This is a genomic window from Agrobacterium sp. O3.4, assembly GCF_041414895.1.
Taxonomy (GTDB): Bacteria; Pseudomonadota; Alphaproteobacteria; order Rhizobiales; family Rhizobiaceae; genus Agrobacterium; species Agrobacterium cucumeris.
The window spans coordinates 690,476-704,961 of record NZ_JALPZP010000002.1 but is presented as its reverse complement, the minus strand read 5'-3'; the positions used below and the strand labels follow the sequence as shown (position 1 = coordinate 704,961).

Here is a 14,486-nt window from a genome sequence, read left to right as displayed (position 1 = left end):
GCGCTGGCCGACAAGCGGATTTCCATTGCGTTCTTGTTTAGAAAAACTTAACAAAAGACAGAATCGGAGATACCGTCTTGGCCATGCCTCCCCTCCATGCCCTGCAAGCTTTTGAAGCCGTTGGAAGGTGCGGTACGATGAGGACCGCTGCAAAAGAGCTTGGCGTGACACCCAGCGCCATCAGCCAACAGGTGCGCAAGCTTGAGGATCATCTCGGCGTCACGCTTCTTGAGCGCGTGGGACGCCGTGTGGAGTTGACGTCATGGGGCGTCCTTCTTCACAAGGAGGTCGCCAAGGGTTTCAATCAGCTTCATCATTCCGTCGATGTGCTTGAGCGGGCGCGGAGCCAAACCGGCATTGTGCTCACCGCTCTCAGTTCGGTCGTCAACAAATGGATCGGCCGCAAAATCTTCGATTGGCAGGCTCTCTACCCCGAAGCCAATGTTCGCATCATCGGCAAGGACGACGAACCCAGCCTCACAGCCGGGCAGAGCGATTTCCGCATAACCTATGGAAAGCGCGCAGAAGTGCACGCCCATTTCGCTCCTCTCTACACGGACTGGGTAGTTCCCGCCTGCTCGCCCCGTCTGCTGGGCGACCGAACTCTGGCGACCGCCGCGGACGTTCTCAAATTCCCTTTGCTCAACATCGAGTGGGAATCCCATTACAGCCGGCCGCCACAGTGGAGCGAATGGGCGCAGCTCGTTGGTGCGACCGTGAATGAAAGGCTCTCAAGTCTGTTTTTCGCACTTTCGAGCAACGCAATCGACGCCGCCGTCAACGGCCACGGCTTCGTTCTGGCTCAGCTTTCTATGATCGAGGACGAGTTGGAGGCAGGCACTCTTATCGTGCCGTTTGATATTCGCCTTCCACTTCCCGAGAGTTATTATCTGGCCTGGGATCGCTCCGCATTTGAGAAACCCTATGGAAGAGAATTTCATATGTGGGTGATGGGGATTGCGAAAAAGCAATCCGTCATCTCATCTCCAGCGGGCAGCGCCTGATCGGGGAAACTTCGCAGATCGCGATCGCTATTGCGGCCTTTCTGTTTGCCCATTTGGAAGTGTCATCCTCAAGCGGTGAATATGGGCAGCCCCGATGCCGCAGCAGCCGCCGATGATCGTCGCGCCGGCCTCTGCCCAGGAGCAGGCATAACGCGAATAGACATCGTCATTCAAATCCTTGCGCGTGTCGTGCAGGCCCTCATTGGCGGCCGCTTCACCCTGTTCGCCTTCGAAGGCATTGGCGTAGACACCGATTTCGAGGCGGACATTCTTCTCCCGGAAGACACGCGCTGCCACCTCTACGGCCCCCTGCATGACCTCGGGCTTGCTGCAATTGAACAAAATGGCTTCGGCACCCGATGAAGCCGCCCAGGAGGCGGCATTTTCAACAGTTTCGGTTGACCGGAGTTTCGGTTCGTCGCCGCTTATCGCTGCCTCGCCATCCTCCAGTGTAAACGAAATCCAGAGCGGTTTGCCGGTTGCCGCCACCGCTTCGCGGACGGCGTCCGCCTCGGCGATCAGGCTCAGCGTCTCGCCGAGCCATACGTCGACGAAGGGCGCAAGGTTTTCGACGAGCACTTTCAGATAGTCCTGCACTCGCGAAGGCTGAAAATTCTGCGGCTCGTAGGAGCCGAAGATCGGCGGCAGCGAACCGGCAACCAGCACTTTGCGATCCGTGACCGCATCGGCTGCTTCCCGCGCCAGACGGCCTGCGAGGCGGATCAGCGCTGGCCCCTCGTTCCGGAACCTTTCCTCACCGATGTGGAAGGGGACGAGCGCGTAGCTGTTCGTGGTGATGATCTGCGTCCCCGCGGCGATGAATTCCCTGTGAACCTCGCGCACGATGTCAGGTGAATTCATCAGCGCCAGTGCCGACCATTCAGGCTGCTTAAGCTCGGCGCCGAGCCGCAGCAGCTCGCGACTCATACCGCCGTCGAGAATTCGTATTGTGCTCATGAGTTCATCTCCATTCAGGCTATCGCGCCGTCACCGGCAGCGGGATTTTCAAAACAATGTGGTGGATTGTCCGTGCAGCTAGCGGCGAACCGGCACCTGTGCTTCCAGACCTCGAAAGACACGGGCGATCAAGGCCGTCAGGGCAAGATAGAAGCAGGTAACAACGAGCAGCGGCTCATAGACCAGCAGGGTGTCCTGGCGAACCTTGTTGGCCACGGCATAGAGATCCATCACGGTGACGGTGAAGGCGAGCGGCGTCGCCTTTAGCTGCATGATGATTTCTCCCGCAATCGTCGGCAGGGCGATGCGAATGGCGCGTGGCAGCCAGATGCGGCGGGTCAGCTTCCAGGGTGAAAGGCCAAAGGCCCGACCGGCCTCGAGTTCGCCCTTGGGAACGGCAAGCAGCGCGCCGCGCAAGACCTCGGCCTCATAAGCCGCATAATTCAGCGTGAAGCTGACGGCAGCGAAAAAGAAGCCCTCGCGCAAAATCGGCCAGAACAGGCTCTGGCGAAGCCCGGGAACCATGGGCAGCAGCGAACCGACCCCGTAATAAAGCAGCCAGAGCTGGATCAGCAGCGGCGTGCCGCGAAAGAAGGTGCAGTAGCCGCGAGCCAAAAACCGCGTCAGCCTGCCGCCGCTGACCTGCGCGAAAGCAAGCCCGATGGCGAGGATGAAGCCGAACACCACCGAGATCACCAGCAGCGCCACCGTCTGCCACGCACCCGTCAGAAGCAGCGGCCAATAGTTCGGTATCCAGTCAAAACTCATGGGGTGCTTTCCTCAGGCAAGGCGCGGCTGTCCGCGCCGCACCCGTCCTTCGATCATTTTGACGACGACGTTGGAAACGAGCGTGATGGCGAGGTAAAGAAATGCCGACGCCAGGAAGAACAGGAAGTAATGTTTGGTGCTTGCCCCGGCGAGACGGGTGGCGAGCGCCAGCTCCTGATAACCGACCACCGCGACCAGCGCGCTATCCTTGGTGACCGACATCCATAGATTGGCAAGGCCCGGCAGCGCATTGGGCAGAAGTGCCGGCAACAGGACCCGGCGGAACCTCAGGACCGGCCCCATGCCAAAGGCCTTGGCGGCGTCGATCTGCCCGGCGGGGATGGCGAGGATTGCACCGCGCAGCACCTCTGTCATGTAGGCGCCCTGAACGAAACCCAACACGGCGACGGCCGCGATGAAACCGTTGACCTCGACAGGCGGCAGGTTGAGAGCCGCCAGCAGCCGATTGAGACCATCGGTGCCCGCATAATAAAGCCCGACGATCAGGATCAATTCCGGAACGGAGCGGATCACCGTCGTATAGAGATCAAGCGGAAGCCGGAGCAAAGGATGACCCGAAAGCTTTCCAAGCGCACCGGCCGTGCCAAGCAACAGCCCGATCGCGAAGGCGCAGGCCGAGATGGCGACCGTGGCGACGGCACCTGCCAAAAGCACGCCGCCCCATCCCGGAGGATAGGGAGACAGCAGTTCCAGAATGCCCTGTTGCGCGTTCGCCATCTGATGACTGCTTATTTCGCGCCGTAGATGTCGAAATCGAAGTATTTCTTCGTGATCGCTTCATACTGGCCGTTGGTGTGAACCTCAGCTATCGCCTTGTTCAGCCTGGCTTTCAGTTCGGTGTCTTCCTTGCGCAGGCCGCCCGAAACGCCGGCTCCAAGTATTTCCTTGTCATCGGAAACGTCGCCCATTTTCACGCAGCAATCCTTGCCACCATCGCTTTTCAGGAAGGCGTCGAGTGCCAGTGAATCACCGAAGACATAGTCGATGCGGCCAGCAGCCAGATCCTGGAATGCCTCATCGAGTGTCTGATAGGTCTTTTCGTCGGCGACGCCGGCAAAATACTTTTTGTAGTACTCAGACTGGATGGTCGACACCTGGATGCCGATCGTCTTGCCCTTCACGTCTTCAGCCGCGGCGCCGGGCTTCTGGTCTTTGGGGCCGATCAGCGTGCTTGGCGTGTTGTAATATTTGTCGGTGAAGTCGATCACCTTCGAGCGCTCCGCCGTGTTCGACATGGACGACCAGATCACATCGAACTTTTTGCTCTGCAGGGCCGGAATGAGGCCGTCCCAGGAAATATCCACGATGGAGCATTTTTCCTTCATCTCTTCGCAGACCGCGTTCATAAGGTCGATTTCCCATCCGTGCCATGTGCCCGAGGCGTCCTTGGCGAAGAAGGGCGGATAGGATTCGTTCATGATGCCAAAGCGGACTTCGGCCTGTGCCGTGAAGGCAGACAGCGCAAACGCAGCGCCAGCGAAAAACATGGGAAGCAGTTTCATTCGCAAGGTTTCTCCTGATGGGTGTTGTCGATGATGGCGGGTTGTGCGTCAGTGGGCGATGAGGCCGGTGAATTCCCGGCATCGGGCGCTGACGGGTGCACCGAATATTTGTTCCGGCGGGCCTTCCTCCTCGACCTGTCCCTGATGAAGGAAGAGAACGCGGTTCGAGACATCGCGGGCAAAGCGCATTTCATGCGTGACGATCAGCATGGTTCTGCCCTCTTCCGCGAGATCGCGGATGACTTTGAGAACCTCGCCGACCAGTTCCGGATCAAGCGCCGATGTCGGCTCATCGAACAGCATGACATCAGGGTCGACGCAAAGCGCTCTGGCGATCGCCGCACGCTGCTGCTGCCCCCCGGAAAGGAAGGCCGGATAGGTATCGCGCTTTTCGAAAAGCCCAACCTTGTGAAGCAGGGCCTCGGCTTTTTCGACCGCTTCACGCCGCGGCATGCCCATGACATGAACAGGCGCCTCGATGACGTTCTCCAGCACGGTGCGATGCGCCCAGAGATTGAAGCTTTGAAAGACCATGCCGAGCCCGGTGCGCAGCCGTTCAACCTGTCGCCAGCTGCGCGGCTGCAACCGCCCGTCGCGACCGGCCTTCAGCGCTATCTCCTCGCCGTTCACAGCAATGCGGCCGCGATCGGGCGTTTCCAGAAAATTGATGCATCTGAGGAAGGTGCTTTTGCCGGAACCCGAGGAGCCAATAATGGAAATCACATCAGACTTGTGGGCCTGCACCGAAATCCCTTTGAGAACCTGATGCGGGCCGAAGCTTTTGTGGAGATCTTCGACGCGAAGAGCAGGAAAGGACTGGTCTGGCATGCATGGTTCCGGCTAATTTGAATTTGCGGAGAATAATGACAAAATAACGCGGTTTTTTCGCGCAATTTCTATCTATTTTGCTTTTTTCATGCAAAATAATCTTCTTCATGCGGCAAGTGCGGCGAAATACCTGAAGGGCCGCAGCTGAAACCGAACTGGATCAGACAATGGAACAACTGGATCGTTTTGACCGTGACATTCTGGATATCATTCAGCGAGACTGCCAGTTGAGGGCCGAAACGATCGCGGAACGGGTGGGCCTGTCCGCCTCGGCCGTACAAAGACGGTTGAAGCGTCTGCGCGAAGAAGGGATTATCAGAGCGGAAGTCGCCGTCATCGATCGAAAAGCAACGGCAACATCGATGGTGTTTATCGTCGGAATGGAGATCGAGCGGGACAATTATGACGCGCTGGCGAAGTTTCGCGTCTGGGTGGAGAAGCAGGATCATATCCAGCAGGTCTATTACGTTACCGGCGCGGTCGATCTTATTGCGATCGTCACCGCCCGCGACGTCGAACACTATGACGACATCGCCGCGTTGATCATGGCGGAAAATCCGCAGATCCGCCGAATGCACACGAATGTAGTGCTGCGCGACGTCAAACTCGGCCTGTTCGTGCCGCCGGAGTAATGCTCACGCCCACTACGGCGGATCTCAGATGCACCGACCATTTGGCGTTGCCGGCCGTGTGTCTTCGAGTGAGTTTACGTGGGTGTCGATTCCTCAAACGCTTTTAACAGCCCGGCCAAAAGGTTCCGGCTTTCTGATAGTTTGCGGCTCTTCTCGTCAATCGAACTTATTTGCGTATGCAATTGTGACTTCAATTCGTCGCAGGGTTCGAAAGCGTGCCGTCGGTCAAGGGAACACGGTAGGAACTGCCGGATGACTGCCAATGTCATGCCTGCATCTGAAAGCAATCCGATACGTCCAACGGTCTCCACGTCGGCATGACTGTAATCACGATATCCCGATTGAGTACGAACCGGTGAGAGAAGACCCTCTGTTTCGTAATAACGCAGCATTCTTATGCTGATGCCGGTCCTTCGAGACAATTCGCCGATCTTCATGTTAGCCCTTGACTCTGACAGTACTGTCAGACTGTAGGGAGAAGGCTCCAGAATGTAAATTGCAAAAGGAGCATTAGAATGACTAATCAGTTTGATTTTAGGACGGAGATCGACGGCCGTGAGGCTACAGTCGAAGCTCTCTCTTCTCTGGCTTTCGCAGGCTTCGCGCACTTTACGGCCATGCAAGTTCGCGATGGCGCAGTAAGGGGATTGGACCTTCACTTAGCTCGGCTGCATCGTGCATCGGTTGAGTTTTTTGGGCAAGCACTGTCCGACGATCTGGTGCGGGAACGTATTCGGAACGTCTTACAGGATGCGCCTTCGGCAGTTTCGGTAACGGCAACGATGTACTCTCGGAGCGGCGAGTTTACGCCGACCGGAGTTGACAACGATCCGGCCGTTTTAGTGCGCACAGCACCCTCGTTCGATGGCCCTGAAGGACCTCTGCGCTTGACCGTCGTCCAGCACGAGAGGCCATTTCCAACGATCAAACATGTCGGCGAGGCATCAAAAACGCAGTATCTCCGACGCGCTGTCGAAAATGGTTTTGACGATGCGGTATTCGTCGATAGTCATGGACATGTAAGCGAAGCCACTATCTGGAACATAGTGTTCTGGGACGGAAAAGCCGTTGTCTGGCCCAAGGCAGCGCTTCTGCCAGGCGTCACGATGGGGATCATCCGCCGTCAACTTGCAATCCTTGGAATTACCCAGCGGGCAGAGCAGATCACACTCGCGCGGCTGGCTGATATGAAAGGCGCAGCACTCATGAATTCGTGGACGCCGGGTGTTGCCGTCAACGGCTTTGATGCTGTTTCTGTACCCTCGTCAGCGACCCTAATAGAAATCCTCAAAGAGGCCTATGCGCGAGAGCCGTTGGTCGCCATCTAAAAGGCATGATGTCCGCTTTCGGCAAAGGTAACCGTTTGAGAGAGCGTTCAATCAGGAACTCACCGATTTTCCTGTCGAACCAAGAAGAGTGCGACGAGCTTGAGCGTCGCCTCAAATGCAGAAATACATGTCAGGAAGGCAGTACGCAGCCGCTACTTTTCATTCCACGTCATCGTGTAACGCGTTCCCGCGTTCCGTTCCGGATGAGTATACGTCTGATTGACGCGGGCATTGATGTTCTTCGCCATTGCCATGATCAGTTTTGTGCCTAGCCCGGTGCCCTTCGGCGATGCATCAGGCCCCGATCCTATTCCGTCATCTTCCACGACAAGAACGAACTGTCCGTCCTGTTCTGACAGATTGACCCGCACGGTCCCGGTTTGATCGGGATAGGCATATTTCAGCGCGTTGGTCAGTAGTTCGGTGATGATAACACCGAGAGCAACGGCGTGGTCTGCGCTCAGATCAACCTCGCATAGCGACGTTTCAACCGTGATGGAGGAGGAGCCGGGTACGGCTTGAAACAGATCGCTGATGATGGAGGTCAGGTACGAACCGAGGGATACAAGTCCCACATTGGCTGTATTATAGAGGCTGCGATGAACGCCGGCGATGGCGGAAATCCTGCTTTGCGTTTCCAGCAACGCGGTTTCTGCTTCCTGCGACTTCAGGGTATTTATTTGCAGGCGGATCATGGCCGAGACCAGCGAAAGGCTGTTTGCGACACGGTGGTTCATCTCTTTCACCATCATTTCCGCGTGCTCCTTGGCTTTTACCAGCAGACGGTCAGCCTCCTCCTTCGTCTGGCGCAGGCGATGATTTTCCAGAGCCTGATTAATGGCGGTGAGCAAGAGTGGAAAAAAGTCGTCTCCGACGTTTTTGATGACGTAGTCCGCAGCGCCCGCCTTGATGGCATCTATGGCGATCTGGGCCTCGTTTGACCCCGTCACATAGAGAACCGGAACGCGCGCCGGTATCGTCTGGATCGCGGCGAGAAATTCCATGCCTGTCGCCGTCTGGAAATAGTGGTCGAGAACCACGACATCGAACTGTCCGTTTTGAAAAAGCTCGAGTCCGGACGCTACGGAGGCGGCATGAACCACCTCCATTCCATGACGACCAAGAACGCGGCTCGAAAGCCGCGCCAGAGCCGGATCGTCATCAACATACAAAATGCGCAGAGCCATCATGCTTTCAGGGTATCTGGATTACGGAAAAGAACAGGCCGAGGTTTTTGATGGCATTCGCAAAGCCCTCATAATCGACCGGCTTGGTTATATAAACATTCGCACCGAGATCATAACATTTCTGAATTTCAGTCTCATCATCGGTTGTCGTCAAAACCACCACAGGCAAACGGCGTGTGTATTCATTGCTCTTGATCTGCTCAAGGATGTTGATGCCCGACATATCGGGGAGATTAAGGTCGAGTAACACGAGAAGATAACGATCTTTGCTGACAAGCCCATCCCGACTTTCGCCCAAGATGTAATCCAGCGCCTTCGCACCGAGCGTAAAGGGCACAATCTCGTTGTTCACGCCGGCGCGCCGCACGTTTTTTTCGATCAGGCGCGCATGGCCCTCGTCGTCTTCGATCATCACGATCGTTACTTCCTGACCGGTCGCTTTCATTTGTCGCCTTCCTTCGTCACTCTTCTGAGGTCACTCGGCAGCAGCAGGAAAAACGTGCTGCCCTCACCGAGTTTGGACTCCACCCTAATGTCCCCGCCTAAATTTCTTATTAGCGAACGAACATGTGCGAGACCTATTCCCTCTCCCGGCTGATCCTGACTGCCTGCCCGACGAAAAAGCTCGAAGACCCGTTCAAGATCCTGCTCGCCGATACCACGCCCATTGTCGCCAACCTCGATACAAATCGCTCCGCGCCCGGCCGGGTAGGCACGCGCGGTCAACCGCAACGGACGACCCGGCATCTGGTATTTCACCGCATTGTCAAAGAGATTTCCAAGAATCTGATCGAGAGATATGCGATCGGTGACAATCGTGAGCTTTGGCGTATCAACATCGATCTCGCCGCCATTGGCGGTGATCTGATGACGCACCGTCTCGGATAGTGACGAGAGCAATGTTTCTATATCGACCTTCTCCGGCTGCAGCTTTCGCTGACCGTCGCGGGATATTTTCAGGATGGCGTTGATCAGTTGATCCATTTTCCGCGTCGATGAACGGATAAAGCCAATGGCCTCGGGAATATCCTCCTGAACCGCCAGCCGTGCTTCCCGGACCACCTCTTCCGGTGGGGTTTTACCGTCGGCCAGGACATAACTGGTCACCGGCTTGAGCGAGGTATCGAATTCGGAGAGGAAACCCATGATATTGACGAGCGGCGCGCGCAGGTCATGGGTGACAATGTAGGCAAAGCGCTGAATTTCCTGATTGGCGCGACGAAGATCGCGCGTCCTTTCCTCGACACGTTCCTCCAGATGGCGATTGAGCTCATCAACATCCTCCCGAGACCTGGTCAAAGCGCGGATATAGGTGAAAACGAGAAAGATCGAGCCGCCGACGACAAGGAGAATTGCAAGGGCGCCGCCCACCGTCACCCATCGAAGCGTATTGGCTGCACCGAGCTGATCGCCGACGATGACGCGCAATCGATCGTCAGTGTCTGTTTGCAAGCGCGACAGGACATCCCTGATTTCGGTCATGAAGCGTTTGCCGTCATTGTTTCGGACGACATCCACCGCCTCGGTCATGCGGCCGGCCTTTTGCAAATCGATCGTTTCGCGGGTCTCGGCCAGTTTCGCATCGATCGCTTCGGTCAGTTGCGACAAGGCCTGTTTATATCGGTCCTCGTCCTTTAGGAGATCAAGAATTCTGGACTGGCGCTGTGGCAGGCCGCGCAACGCCTCTTCATAGGGCACCAGATAATCGACATTGTTGCTAAGCAGATATCCTCTCTGGCCGGTTTCAATGTCCTGCATTGTTGTCAGCACATCGAGAACCGCTGCACGCACACGTCGCAATTCCGCGGTTTCCTGAGAGTACCGGTTGTTCACCTGAACAAGCCATAATGACATGGAGACCATGCCAATCAAAATTGCGACACCCACAGCAAGCATCAAAAGGCTTCGCTGGGCAAACGGTGAAAAACCAGTCACAGCAATAACATTCCCGGTAGGCAGCTAATAAGTGCGACAAACTAGATGACGGTTGCGGCAGATGCGAATGATTTCTTTTTACGCAACCGTGGAACCACGTCACATTTCAGGAGTTCAGCAATGTTGGTGAAAACAGCCCCCGACACGGCTGAAACGATGTGAATGCGGTGAGATGAGATATAATTTTCAGGGAAAACAGATCCTTGTTTTGGAAGACGACGCACTTCTGGCGATGGATATGGAAGACTTTCTGTCAGATCTGGGTGTCAACGTTGTCGGACCCGTCTCCCACATAGAAGCGGCGCTGGAAAAAATAAACGCAACCGAGCTGGATGGTGCCGTCATCGATCTCAATCTGAGGGGTGAATTGTCCTTTCCGGTTATCGAGGAACTGAGGGCCGCAAAGGTGCCTTTCGTCGTTTGCAGCGGATATGCGGAAATACCCGGAGTGCGAGCGCAGCTGGCCGGGCTGACAGTGGTTTCAAAACCCTGCAACTTTGACGATCTCTCACATGTTCTGGCGAATGAATTCTCACCCAATCAGTGAGGCGAGAATTCCGGGCTTAATACGCCACACCGTATGCAGGTCCTTTCATCTTCCACATCAATCCAGTGGAAAGGCCACCTGGTATTGCAGACCGGCCTGATCATAGTGGATTTCGCTTTCCGCCTGCAGTTCGTATCTGGCGCCTTTTGTTATCAGGGTCGTTCCAAAACCGGTTTCCTGGGGCGCAGAAACCGGGGGCCCACCGCTTTCTTGCCACCGGAGATCGACATGATCGCGCCCCTGACTGTCACGCAGCGTCTTCCAGAAAACCTCCACCTTCCCGTGCGCTCCGGAAAGTGAGCCGTATTTCTGAGCATTCGTCAGCAGCTCATGCAGGATCATCCCGAGCGCCAGTGCGGATTTTGGTGACACCTGAACACCTTCAGGACCCTCAAGTTCGACCCGGCTTGCGAAACTATTATGGGGCTCAATCGCCCGCTTCACGACATCCTTCAGATCTGTCTCGCCCCAGTTGCTCTGAAAAAGCAGGGCGTGGCTTTCGGCAAGGGCCGTTACGCGGGCCACAAGCCTCTCCTGATAATCGTCGACGGACGTGCTGCCTTTTGCCGTTCTGCGGATGATGGAAATGACCATCGCCATGGTGTTCTTGACGCGGTGGCTAAGCTCACGGACAAGCAACTCCTTGTGGATCTCCGCCCGCTTCCGCTCCTGTTTCTCCCGCGCTTCCGCAAGCGCCCGTTCGACAGCAGACGGCAATCTTGCCAATCGTTGTTTGAGGACGTAATCGGTCGCACCGCGCCTGAATGCATCGATTGCTGCGTCTTCACCCAAAATGCCCGACACAAAAATGAACGGTGTGTCTGGAAACCTTTGCATGGTGACATCGAGCGCAGACATGCCATCGAAATCCGGCAGAGAAAAATCAGCAAGGATGATATCGAACTGCTGGTTTTCCAATGCCTCCATGAACGATGCCTTGCCTACCGCCCTTGTCACCGCAGGCGGCGGCAAAATGCGCGAAAGCTGCTCTTCGATCAGCTCCGCATCAACAGAGCTGTCCTCAAGGAGAAGAAGCCTGCTTGCTTCCATTTGCAGCATTGCCTCATTCACCATTGCGACGCGCACCCGGTGGTGGCTCGTTCAAGAGCGCCCAGAAAACCCCGAGATCCTTGATGGCCTTGAAAAAATCGTTGAACTCGACGGGCTTGACGACAAAGGCGTTCACGCCGAGTTCGTAGCTCTTCACAAGATCCTGTTCTTCGCGGGACGAGGTCAGCATGACAACGGGGATATGCCGCAGGTGATCGCTGCCCTTGACCATCTGCAAAACCTCAAGCCCGTCTACTTTTGGTAATTTGAGGTCAAGAAGAACGACCGTGGGATCACCCGTTGGGCGATTGTGATAGGCGCCCGTGACATTGAGATAATCAAGTGCCTCGGCTCCGTCCCGCGCAACAACAACCTCGTTTGCAAGTTGGCATTTCTCAAGTGCGGTCAGCGTTAATTCCAGATCGCGTGGATTATCTTCCACCAGCAAAATAGGTCTGAGTTCAGGCAATTTCGTCCTCTTCAATTTTCATAACCGGCAATGTGAAGGAGAACGAGGCTCCCTCGCCTACGGTTCCCTGTGCACCGACCGAACCGTGATGGCGCTCAACAATGCGCCTGACGAGAGCAAGCCCGATACCTGTTCCCTCAAAATCCTCAACACGTTGCAGCCTCTGGAACACACCAAAGAGCTTGCTGTAATAGGCCATATCGAAGCCGACGCCATTATCGTCCACCGAATAAGTGACGTCGTCTTCGGTTTCAACCGCACCGATAGTGATGATCGAGACCGGTTCCTGGCGGGAATATTTGATCGCGTTGTCGATGAGATTGTACCAGACCTGCCGCAACAGGGTCGGATCGCCGCGCGTAACCGGCAGACGACCAATACGCCACTCGATCTGACGATCAGTCATGGAAGGGGCCAGGGAGCGGCGAACCTCGCTCACCACCTTTTCCATGTCCACGGATTTCATGGCGATTTGCGTGCGGCCAAGTTGCGAGAACTTCAGAAGATCGTCCACGAGCCTGCCTGCCCCTAGAGCCGCCTCGGAGATCATTTGCAGATAATGCACTGATTTGTCGTCCATGGTGTCGCTGCGCTCGCGCAGCAACTGCGCAAAGCCGACAATATGGCGGAAAGGCGCGCGCAGGTCGTGCGAAACGGAATAGGAAAAAGCTTCCAGCTCCTTATTGGTTCGCTGCAATTCTCGCGTCAGATCTGCCATTTCCTCGGCCTTGCGCAGGACAATGCCGATAATCGCACTTCGAAGCTCCCGTGCCGCCGAAAGTTCCGGTTCAGACCACGGCAAAGCCGTGTTACGCACCTGCTCCTTCCAGATTTCGAAGGACTTGCGCGGATGTATCCGCCCACTTTCCTGCACGGTTTTGTGCGGATCTCCTCCCCAGCGTACGGTTTTTACGACTTCCGGCCGAAACCAGATAAGCCAGCTGCCGTGCAGTTCCGAGATGCGCATCGCAATAATCCCGCTTGCTGCGCCGGCATAAGACGCAGCTGCAGGATAATCGTTCACAAGGTTCTCGGCCGCAAAGACATCCGTGACCGCCTGCTCGCCGAGCCACAGGACCAGCTCTTCAACCTGCTGCCGTGACGGCGTCTTGCCGACCAGCTGATATTCATTGCCCCGGACGAGCGCAGCGCCATCCGCTCCCACCTGTTTCAGCAGATCTTCTCTTTGATCATCGCCTTCAAGAAGGCCATCAGCCCATTTTTCGGCCCCTGCCATCCCCTTCAGCAGGCGCGCCTGAATATGGCCAAGCTCCACGCGGCGGGACGCATCCTGGGAACTCTGCTCCATGGCTATCCGCATCGACAGGAGCTGTGCGGCAAAATCACAGGCTTCACGCACGGCAAGGGACACCGAATGAGACGTGGCGTGATGACAGGCAATCAGACCCCACAGGGTGCCGTTGACGATAATCGACACCGACATGGAAGCGGCCGTACCCATGTTGCGCATATATTCGAGATGGACCGGCGACACGCTGCGAAGCTGCGAAAAGCTCATATCAAGCACCGCCCCCGTTGCCGCATTCAACTGCGGTGTGACCGGGACAGGTCGATAATCGACATCGGGGATCATCCGCAGGCGGTTGATCGTGTAGAGCTGCCGTGCCTGCGGCGGAATATCGGCCGCCGGAAAGCGAAGTCCAAGATAAGACGGCAAATTGCCACTTCCGGCTTCCGCAACGACATGGCCGCTCCAGTCCAGCCCGAAGTCATAGATCAAGGTACGGTCATAACCGCTGATAGAGGACACCAGTTGGGTTGTCCGCAAAAGCGCGTCTTCCAGCGAGGGTGCGCTGTTCAGATATTGCGCCAAACCGGTGAGTTCGCCCATCGACTTTTCAGCCGATTCGCCGTGCCTCGCTTTTTCGAATTCGATTATGATCAAGGCGCCGGATCGATACGCAGAAACATCGAGTGCCTTTTCGGTCCAGACATATCTGAAATTGTTTTCGTCACCGGAATACCATTCGGATAAGGCAGCTATGAACGGCAGGACCATAACATTTGCAGCCGCACCAATCGGCAGGGGCGCCTCAATGTAATCATGGAGATTATCACTCGCCTGCACGACAAAAAATTCGCTGGCAGCCAGGACCAGAAGCGCACCATGTTCCTGAATAGCGCCGGGGATGTGGATGGGCTCGGCGCCGCAACTATCCAGTTTCGGCGTAACTGAACTCATGACTTTCTCCAGCCGCTCTCTGTAGAAGAACGATCGACCTGCTCAAAAGATGCCG

Annotated in this window: 16 protein-coding genes; 4 read left to right on the top strand and 12 right to left on the bottom strand. The window is 56.1% G+C overall.

Going from position 1 to position 14,486, the window contains the following annotated elements; genetic code table 11:
* Nucleotides 1–83: 83 nt before the first annotated feature.
* Nucleotides 84–1,004 carry a LysR family transcriptional regulator gene (locus tag M0412_RS16030; protein WP_142843647.1) on the top strand — a complete coding sequence of 307 codons (921 nt, stop codon included), beginning with the start codon at nt 84–86 and terminating at the stop codon, nt 1,002–1,004.
* A 27-nt stretch (nt 1,005–1,031) separates the two neighbouring features.
* Here M0412_RS16030 and M0412_RS16025 read toward each other — a convergent pair whose 3' ends face one another.
* The 5 genes from M0412_RS16025 to M0412_RS16005 all read right to left on the bottom strand — a co-directional run bounded on the left by M0412_RS16025 (nt 1,032) and on the right by M0412_RS16005 (nt 5,080).
* Complete coding sequence (locus M0412_RS16025; RefSeq protein ID WP_269699357.1) at nt 1,032–1,961, bottom strand: homocysteine S-methyltransferase family protein; 930 nt, start codon at nt 1,959–1,961, stop codon at nt 1,032–1,034.
* A 78-nt stretch (nt 1,962–2,039) separates the two neighbouring features.
* A complete protein-coding gene (locus M0412_RS16020; RefSeq protein WP_269699356.1) occupies nt 2,040–2,729 on the bottom strand; it encodes an ABC transporter permease in 690 nt (229 codons plus the stop codon).
* A 12-nt stretch (nt 2,730–2,741) separates the two neighbouring features.
* Nucleotides 2,742–3,467, bottom strand: a complete 726-nt coding sequence (locus tag M0412_RS16015; RefSeq protein ID WP_142843551.1) for an ABC transporter permease — start codon at nt 3,465–3,467, stop codon at nt 2,742–2,744.
* An 11-nt stretch (nt 3,468–3,478) separates the two neighbouring features.
* Entirely contained in the window at nt 3,479–4,252 is a 774-nt protein-coding gene (locus M0412_RS16010) for a transporter substrate-binding domain-containing protein (protein WP_269699355.1), read from the bottom strand.
* A gap of 48 nt (nt 4,253–4,300) precedes the next feature.
* Entirely contained in the window at nt 4,301–5,080 is a 780-nt protein-coding gene (locus M0412_RS16005) for an ABC transporter ATP-binding protein (RefSeq protein WP_269699354.1), read from the bottom strand.
* Nucleotides 5,081–5,247: 167 nt separating this feature from the next.
* Between M0412_RS16005 and M0412_RS16000 the strand changes: the two genes are divergently transcribed.
* Complete coding sequence (locus tag M0412_RS16000) at nt 5,248–5,712, top strand: Lrp/AsnC family transcriptional regulator (RefSeq protein WP_269699353.1); 465 nt, start codon at nt 5,248–5,250, stop codon at nt 5,710–5,712.
* A 74-nt stretch (nt 5,713–5,786) separates the two neighbouring features.
* On the opposite strand, the gene M0412_RS15995 is transcribed toward M0412_RS16000, so the two are convergent.
* Entirely contained in the window at nt 5,787–6,149 is a 363-nt protein-coding gene (locus tag M0412_RS15995; protein ID WP_142843555.1) for a MerR family transcriptional regulator, read from the bottom strand.
* 78 nt (nt 6,150–6,227) lie between these two features.
* Between M0412_RS15995 and M0412_RS15990 the strand changes: the two genes are divergently transcribed.
* Nucleotides 6,228–7,040: an aminotransferase class IV family protein gene (locus M0412_RS15990; protein ID WP_269699352.1), complete on the top strand. Its 813-nt coding sequence runs from the start codon at nt 6,228–6,230 to the stop codon at nt 7,038–7,040.
* A gap of 152 nt (nt 7,041–7,192) precedes the next feature.
* Here M0412_RS15990 and M0412_RS15985 read toward each other — a convergent pair whose 3' ends face one another.
* From M0412_RS15985 to M0412_RS15975, 3 genes are read right to left on the bottom strand one after another with little or no spacing between them, the layout of a single operon-like run.
* Nucleotides 7,193–8,230, bottom strand: coding sequence for a sensor histidine kinase (locus M0412_RS15985; protein WP_269699351.1), 1,038 nt, complete (start codon nt 8,228–8,230; stop codon nt 7,193–7,195).
* Nucleotides 8,231–8,234: 4 nt separating this feature from the next.
* On the bottom strand, nt 8,235–8,672 hold the full coding sequence (locus M0412_RS15980; RefSeq protein ID WP_142843558.1) for a response regulator: 438 nt from the start codon (nt 8,670–8,672) through the stop codon (nt 8,235–8,237).
* Nucleotides 8,669–10,123: a CHASE3 domain-containing protein gene (locus M0412_RS15975; RefSeq protein ID WP_269699349.1), complete on the bottom strand. Its 1,455-nt coding sequence runs from the start codon at nt 10,121–10,123 to the stop codon at nt 8,669–8,671. Before M0412_RS15975 ends, M0412_RS15980 begins: the two co-directional genes overlap by 4 nt.
* Before the next feature lie 211 nt (nt 10,124–10,334).
* Here M0412_RS15975 and M0412_RS15970 point away from each other — a divergent pair, with 211 nt between their 5' ends.
* A complete protein-coding gene (locus tag M0412_RS15970; protein WP_269699347.1) occupies nt 10,335–10,709 on the top strand; it encodes a response regulator in 375 nt (124 codons plus the stop codon).
* Between the two features lie 57 nt (nt 10,710–10,766).
* Here the strand turns inward: M0412_RS15970 and M0412_RS15965 are convergent, their stop codons facing one another.
* The 3 genes from M0412_RS15965 to M0412_RS15955 are packed head-to-tail and all read right to left on the bottom strand — an operon-like array spanning nt 10,767 to nt 14,431.
* Nucleotides 10,767–11,783: a sensor histidine kinase gene (locus M0412_RS15965; protein ID WP_269699345.1), complete on the bottom strand. Its 1,017-nt coding sequence runs from the start codon at nt 11,781–11,783 to the stop codon at nt 10,767–10,769.
* Complete coding sequence (locus tag M0412_RS15960; RefSeq protein ID WP_269699344.1) at nt 11,773–12,228, bottom strand: response regulator; 456 nt, start codon at nt 12,226–12,228, stop codon at nt 11,773–11,775. Before M0412_RS15960 ends, M0412_RS15965 begins: the two co-directional genes overlap by 11 nt.
* The gene (locus M0412_RS15955) at nt 12,221–14,431 is read right to left on the bottom strand and encodes an ATP-binding protein (protein WP_269699343.1); all 2,211 of its coding nucleotides are present in this window, start codon (nt 14,429–14,431) and stop codon (nt 12,221–12,223) included. The genes M0412_RS15960 and M0412_RS15955 overlap by 8 nt, the downstream gene beginning before the upstream one ends.
* Nucleotides 14,432–14,486: the final 55 nt, after the last annotated feature.

Coding starts and splice junctions, on each gene's coding strand:
- M0412_RS15990 (WP_269699352.1), top strand. CDS start 6,228: ATGACTAATCAGTTTGATTTTAGGACGGAGATCGACGGCCGTGAGGCT.
- M0412_RS16005 (WP_269699354.1), bottom strand. CDS start 5,080: ATGCCAGACCAGTCCTTTCCTGCTCTTCGCGTCGAAGATCTCCACAAA.
- M0412_RS15985 (WP_269699351.1), bottom strand. CDS start 8,230: ATGATGGCTCTGCGCATTTTGTATGTTGATGACGATCCGGCTCTGGCG.
- M0412_RS15980 (WP_142843558.1), bottom strand. CDS start 8,672: ATGAAAGCGACCGGTCAGGAAGTAACGATCGTGATGATCGAAGACGAC.
- M0412_RS16015 (WP_142843551.1), bottom strand. CDS start 3,467: ATGGCGAACGCGCAACAGGGCATTCTGGAACTGCTGTCTCCCTATCCT.
- M0412_RS16000 (WP_269699353.1), top strand. CDS start 5,248: ATGGAACAACTGGATCGTTTTGACCGTGACATTCTGGATATCATTCAG.
- M0412_RS15970 (WP_269699347.1), top strand. CDS start 10,335: ATGAGATATAATTTTCAGGGAAAACAGATCCTTGTTTTGGAAGACGAC.
- M0412_RS15975 (WP_269699349.1), bottom strand. CDS start 10,123: ATGCTTGCTGTGGGTGTCGCAATTTTGATTGGCATGGTCTCCATGTCA.
- M0412_RS16020 (WP_269699356.1), bottom strand. CDS start 2,729: ATGAGTTTTGACTGGATACCGAACTATTGGCCGCTGCTTCTGACGGGT.
- M0412_RS15965 (WP_269699345.1), bottom strand. CDS start 11,783: ATGGTGAATGAGGCAATGCTGCAAATGGAAGCAAGCAGGCTTCTTCTC.
- M0412_RS16010 (WP_269699355.1), bottom strand. CDS start 4,252: ATGAAACTGCTTCCCATGTTTTTCGCTGGCGCTGCGTTTGCGCTGTCT.
- M0412_RS15955 (WP_269699343.1), bottom strand. CDS start 14,431: ATGAGTTCAGTTACGCCGAAACTGGATAGTTGCGGCGCCGAGCCCATC.
- M0412_RS15995 (WP_142843555.1), bottom strand. CDS start 6,149: ATGAAGATCGGCGAATTGTCTCGAAGGACCGGCATCAGCATAAGAATG.
- M0412_RS16030 (WP_142843647.1), top strand. CDS start 84: ATGCCTCCCCTCCATGCCCTGCAAGCTTTTGAAGCCGTTGGAAGGTGC.
- M0412_RS16025 (WP_269699357.1), bottom strand. CDS start 1,961: ATGAGCACAATACGAATTCTCGACGGCGGTATGAGTCGCGAGCTGCTG.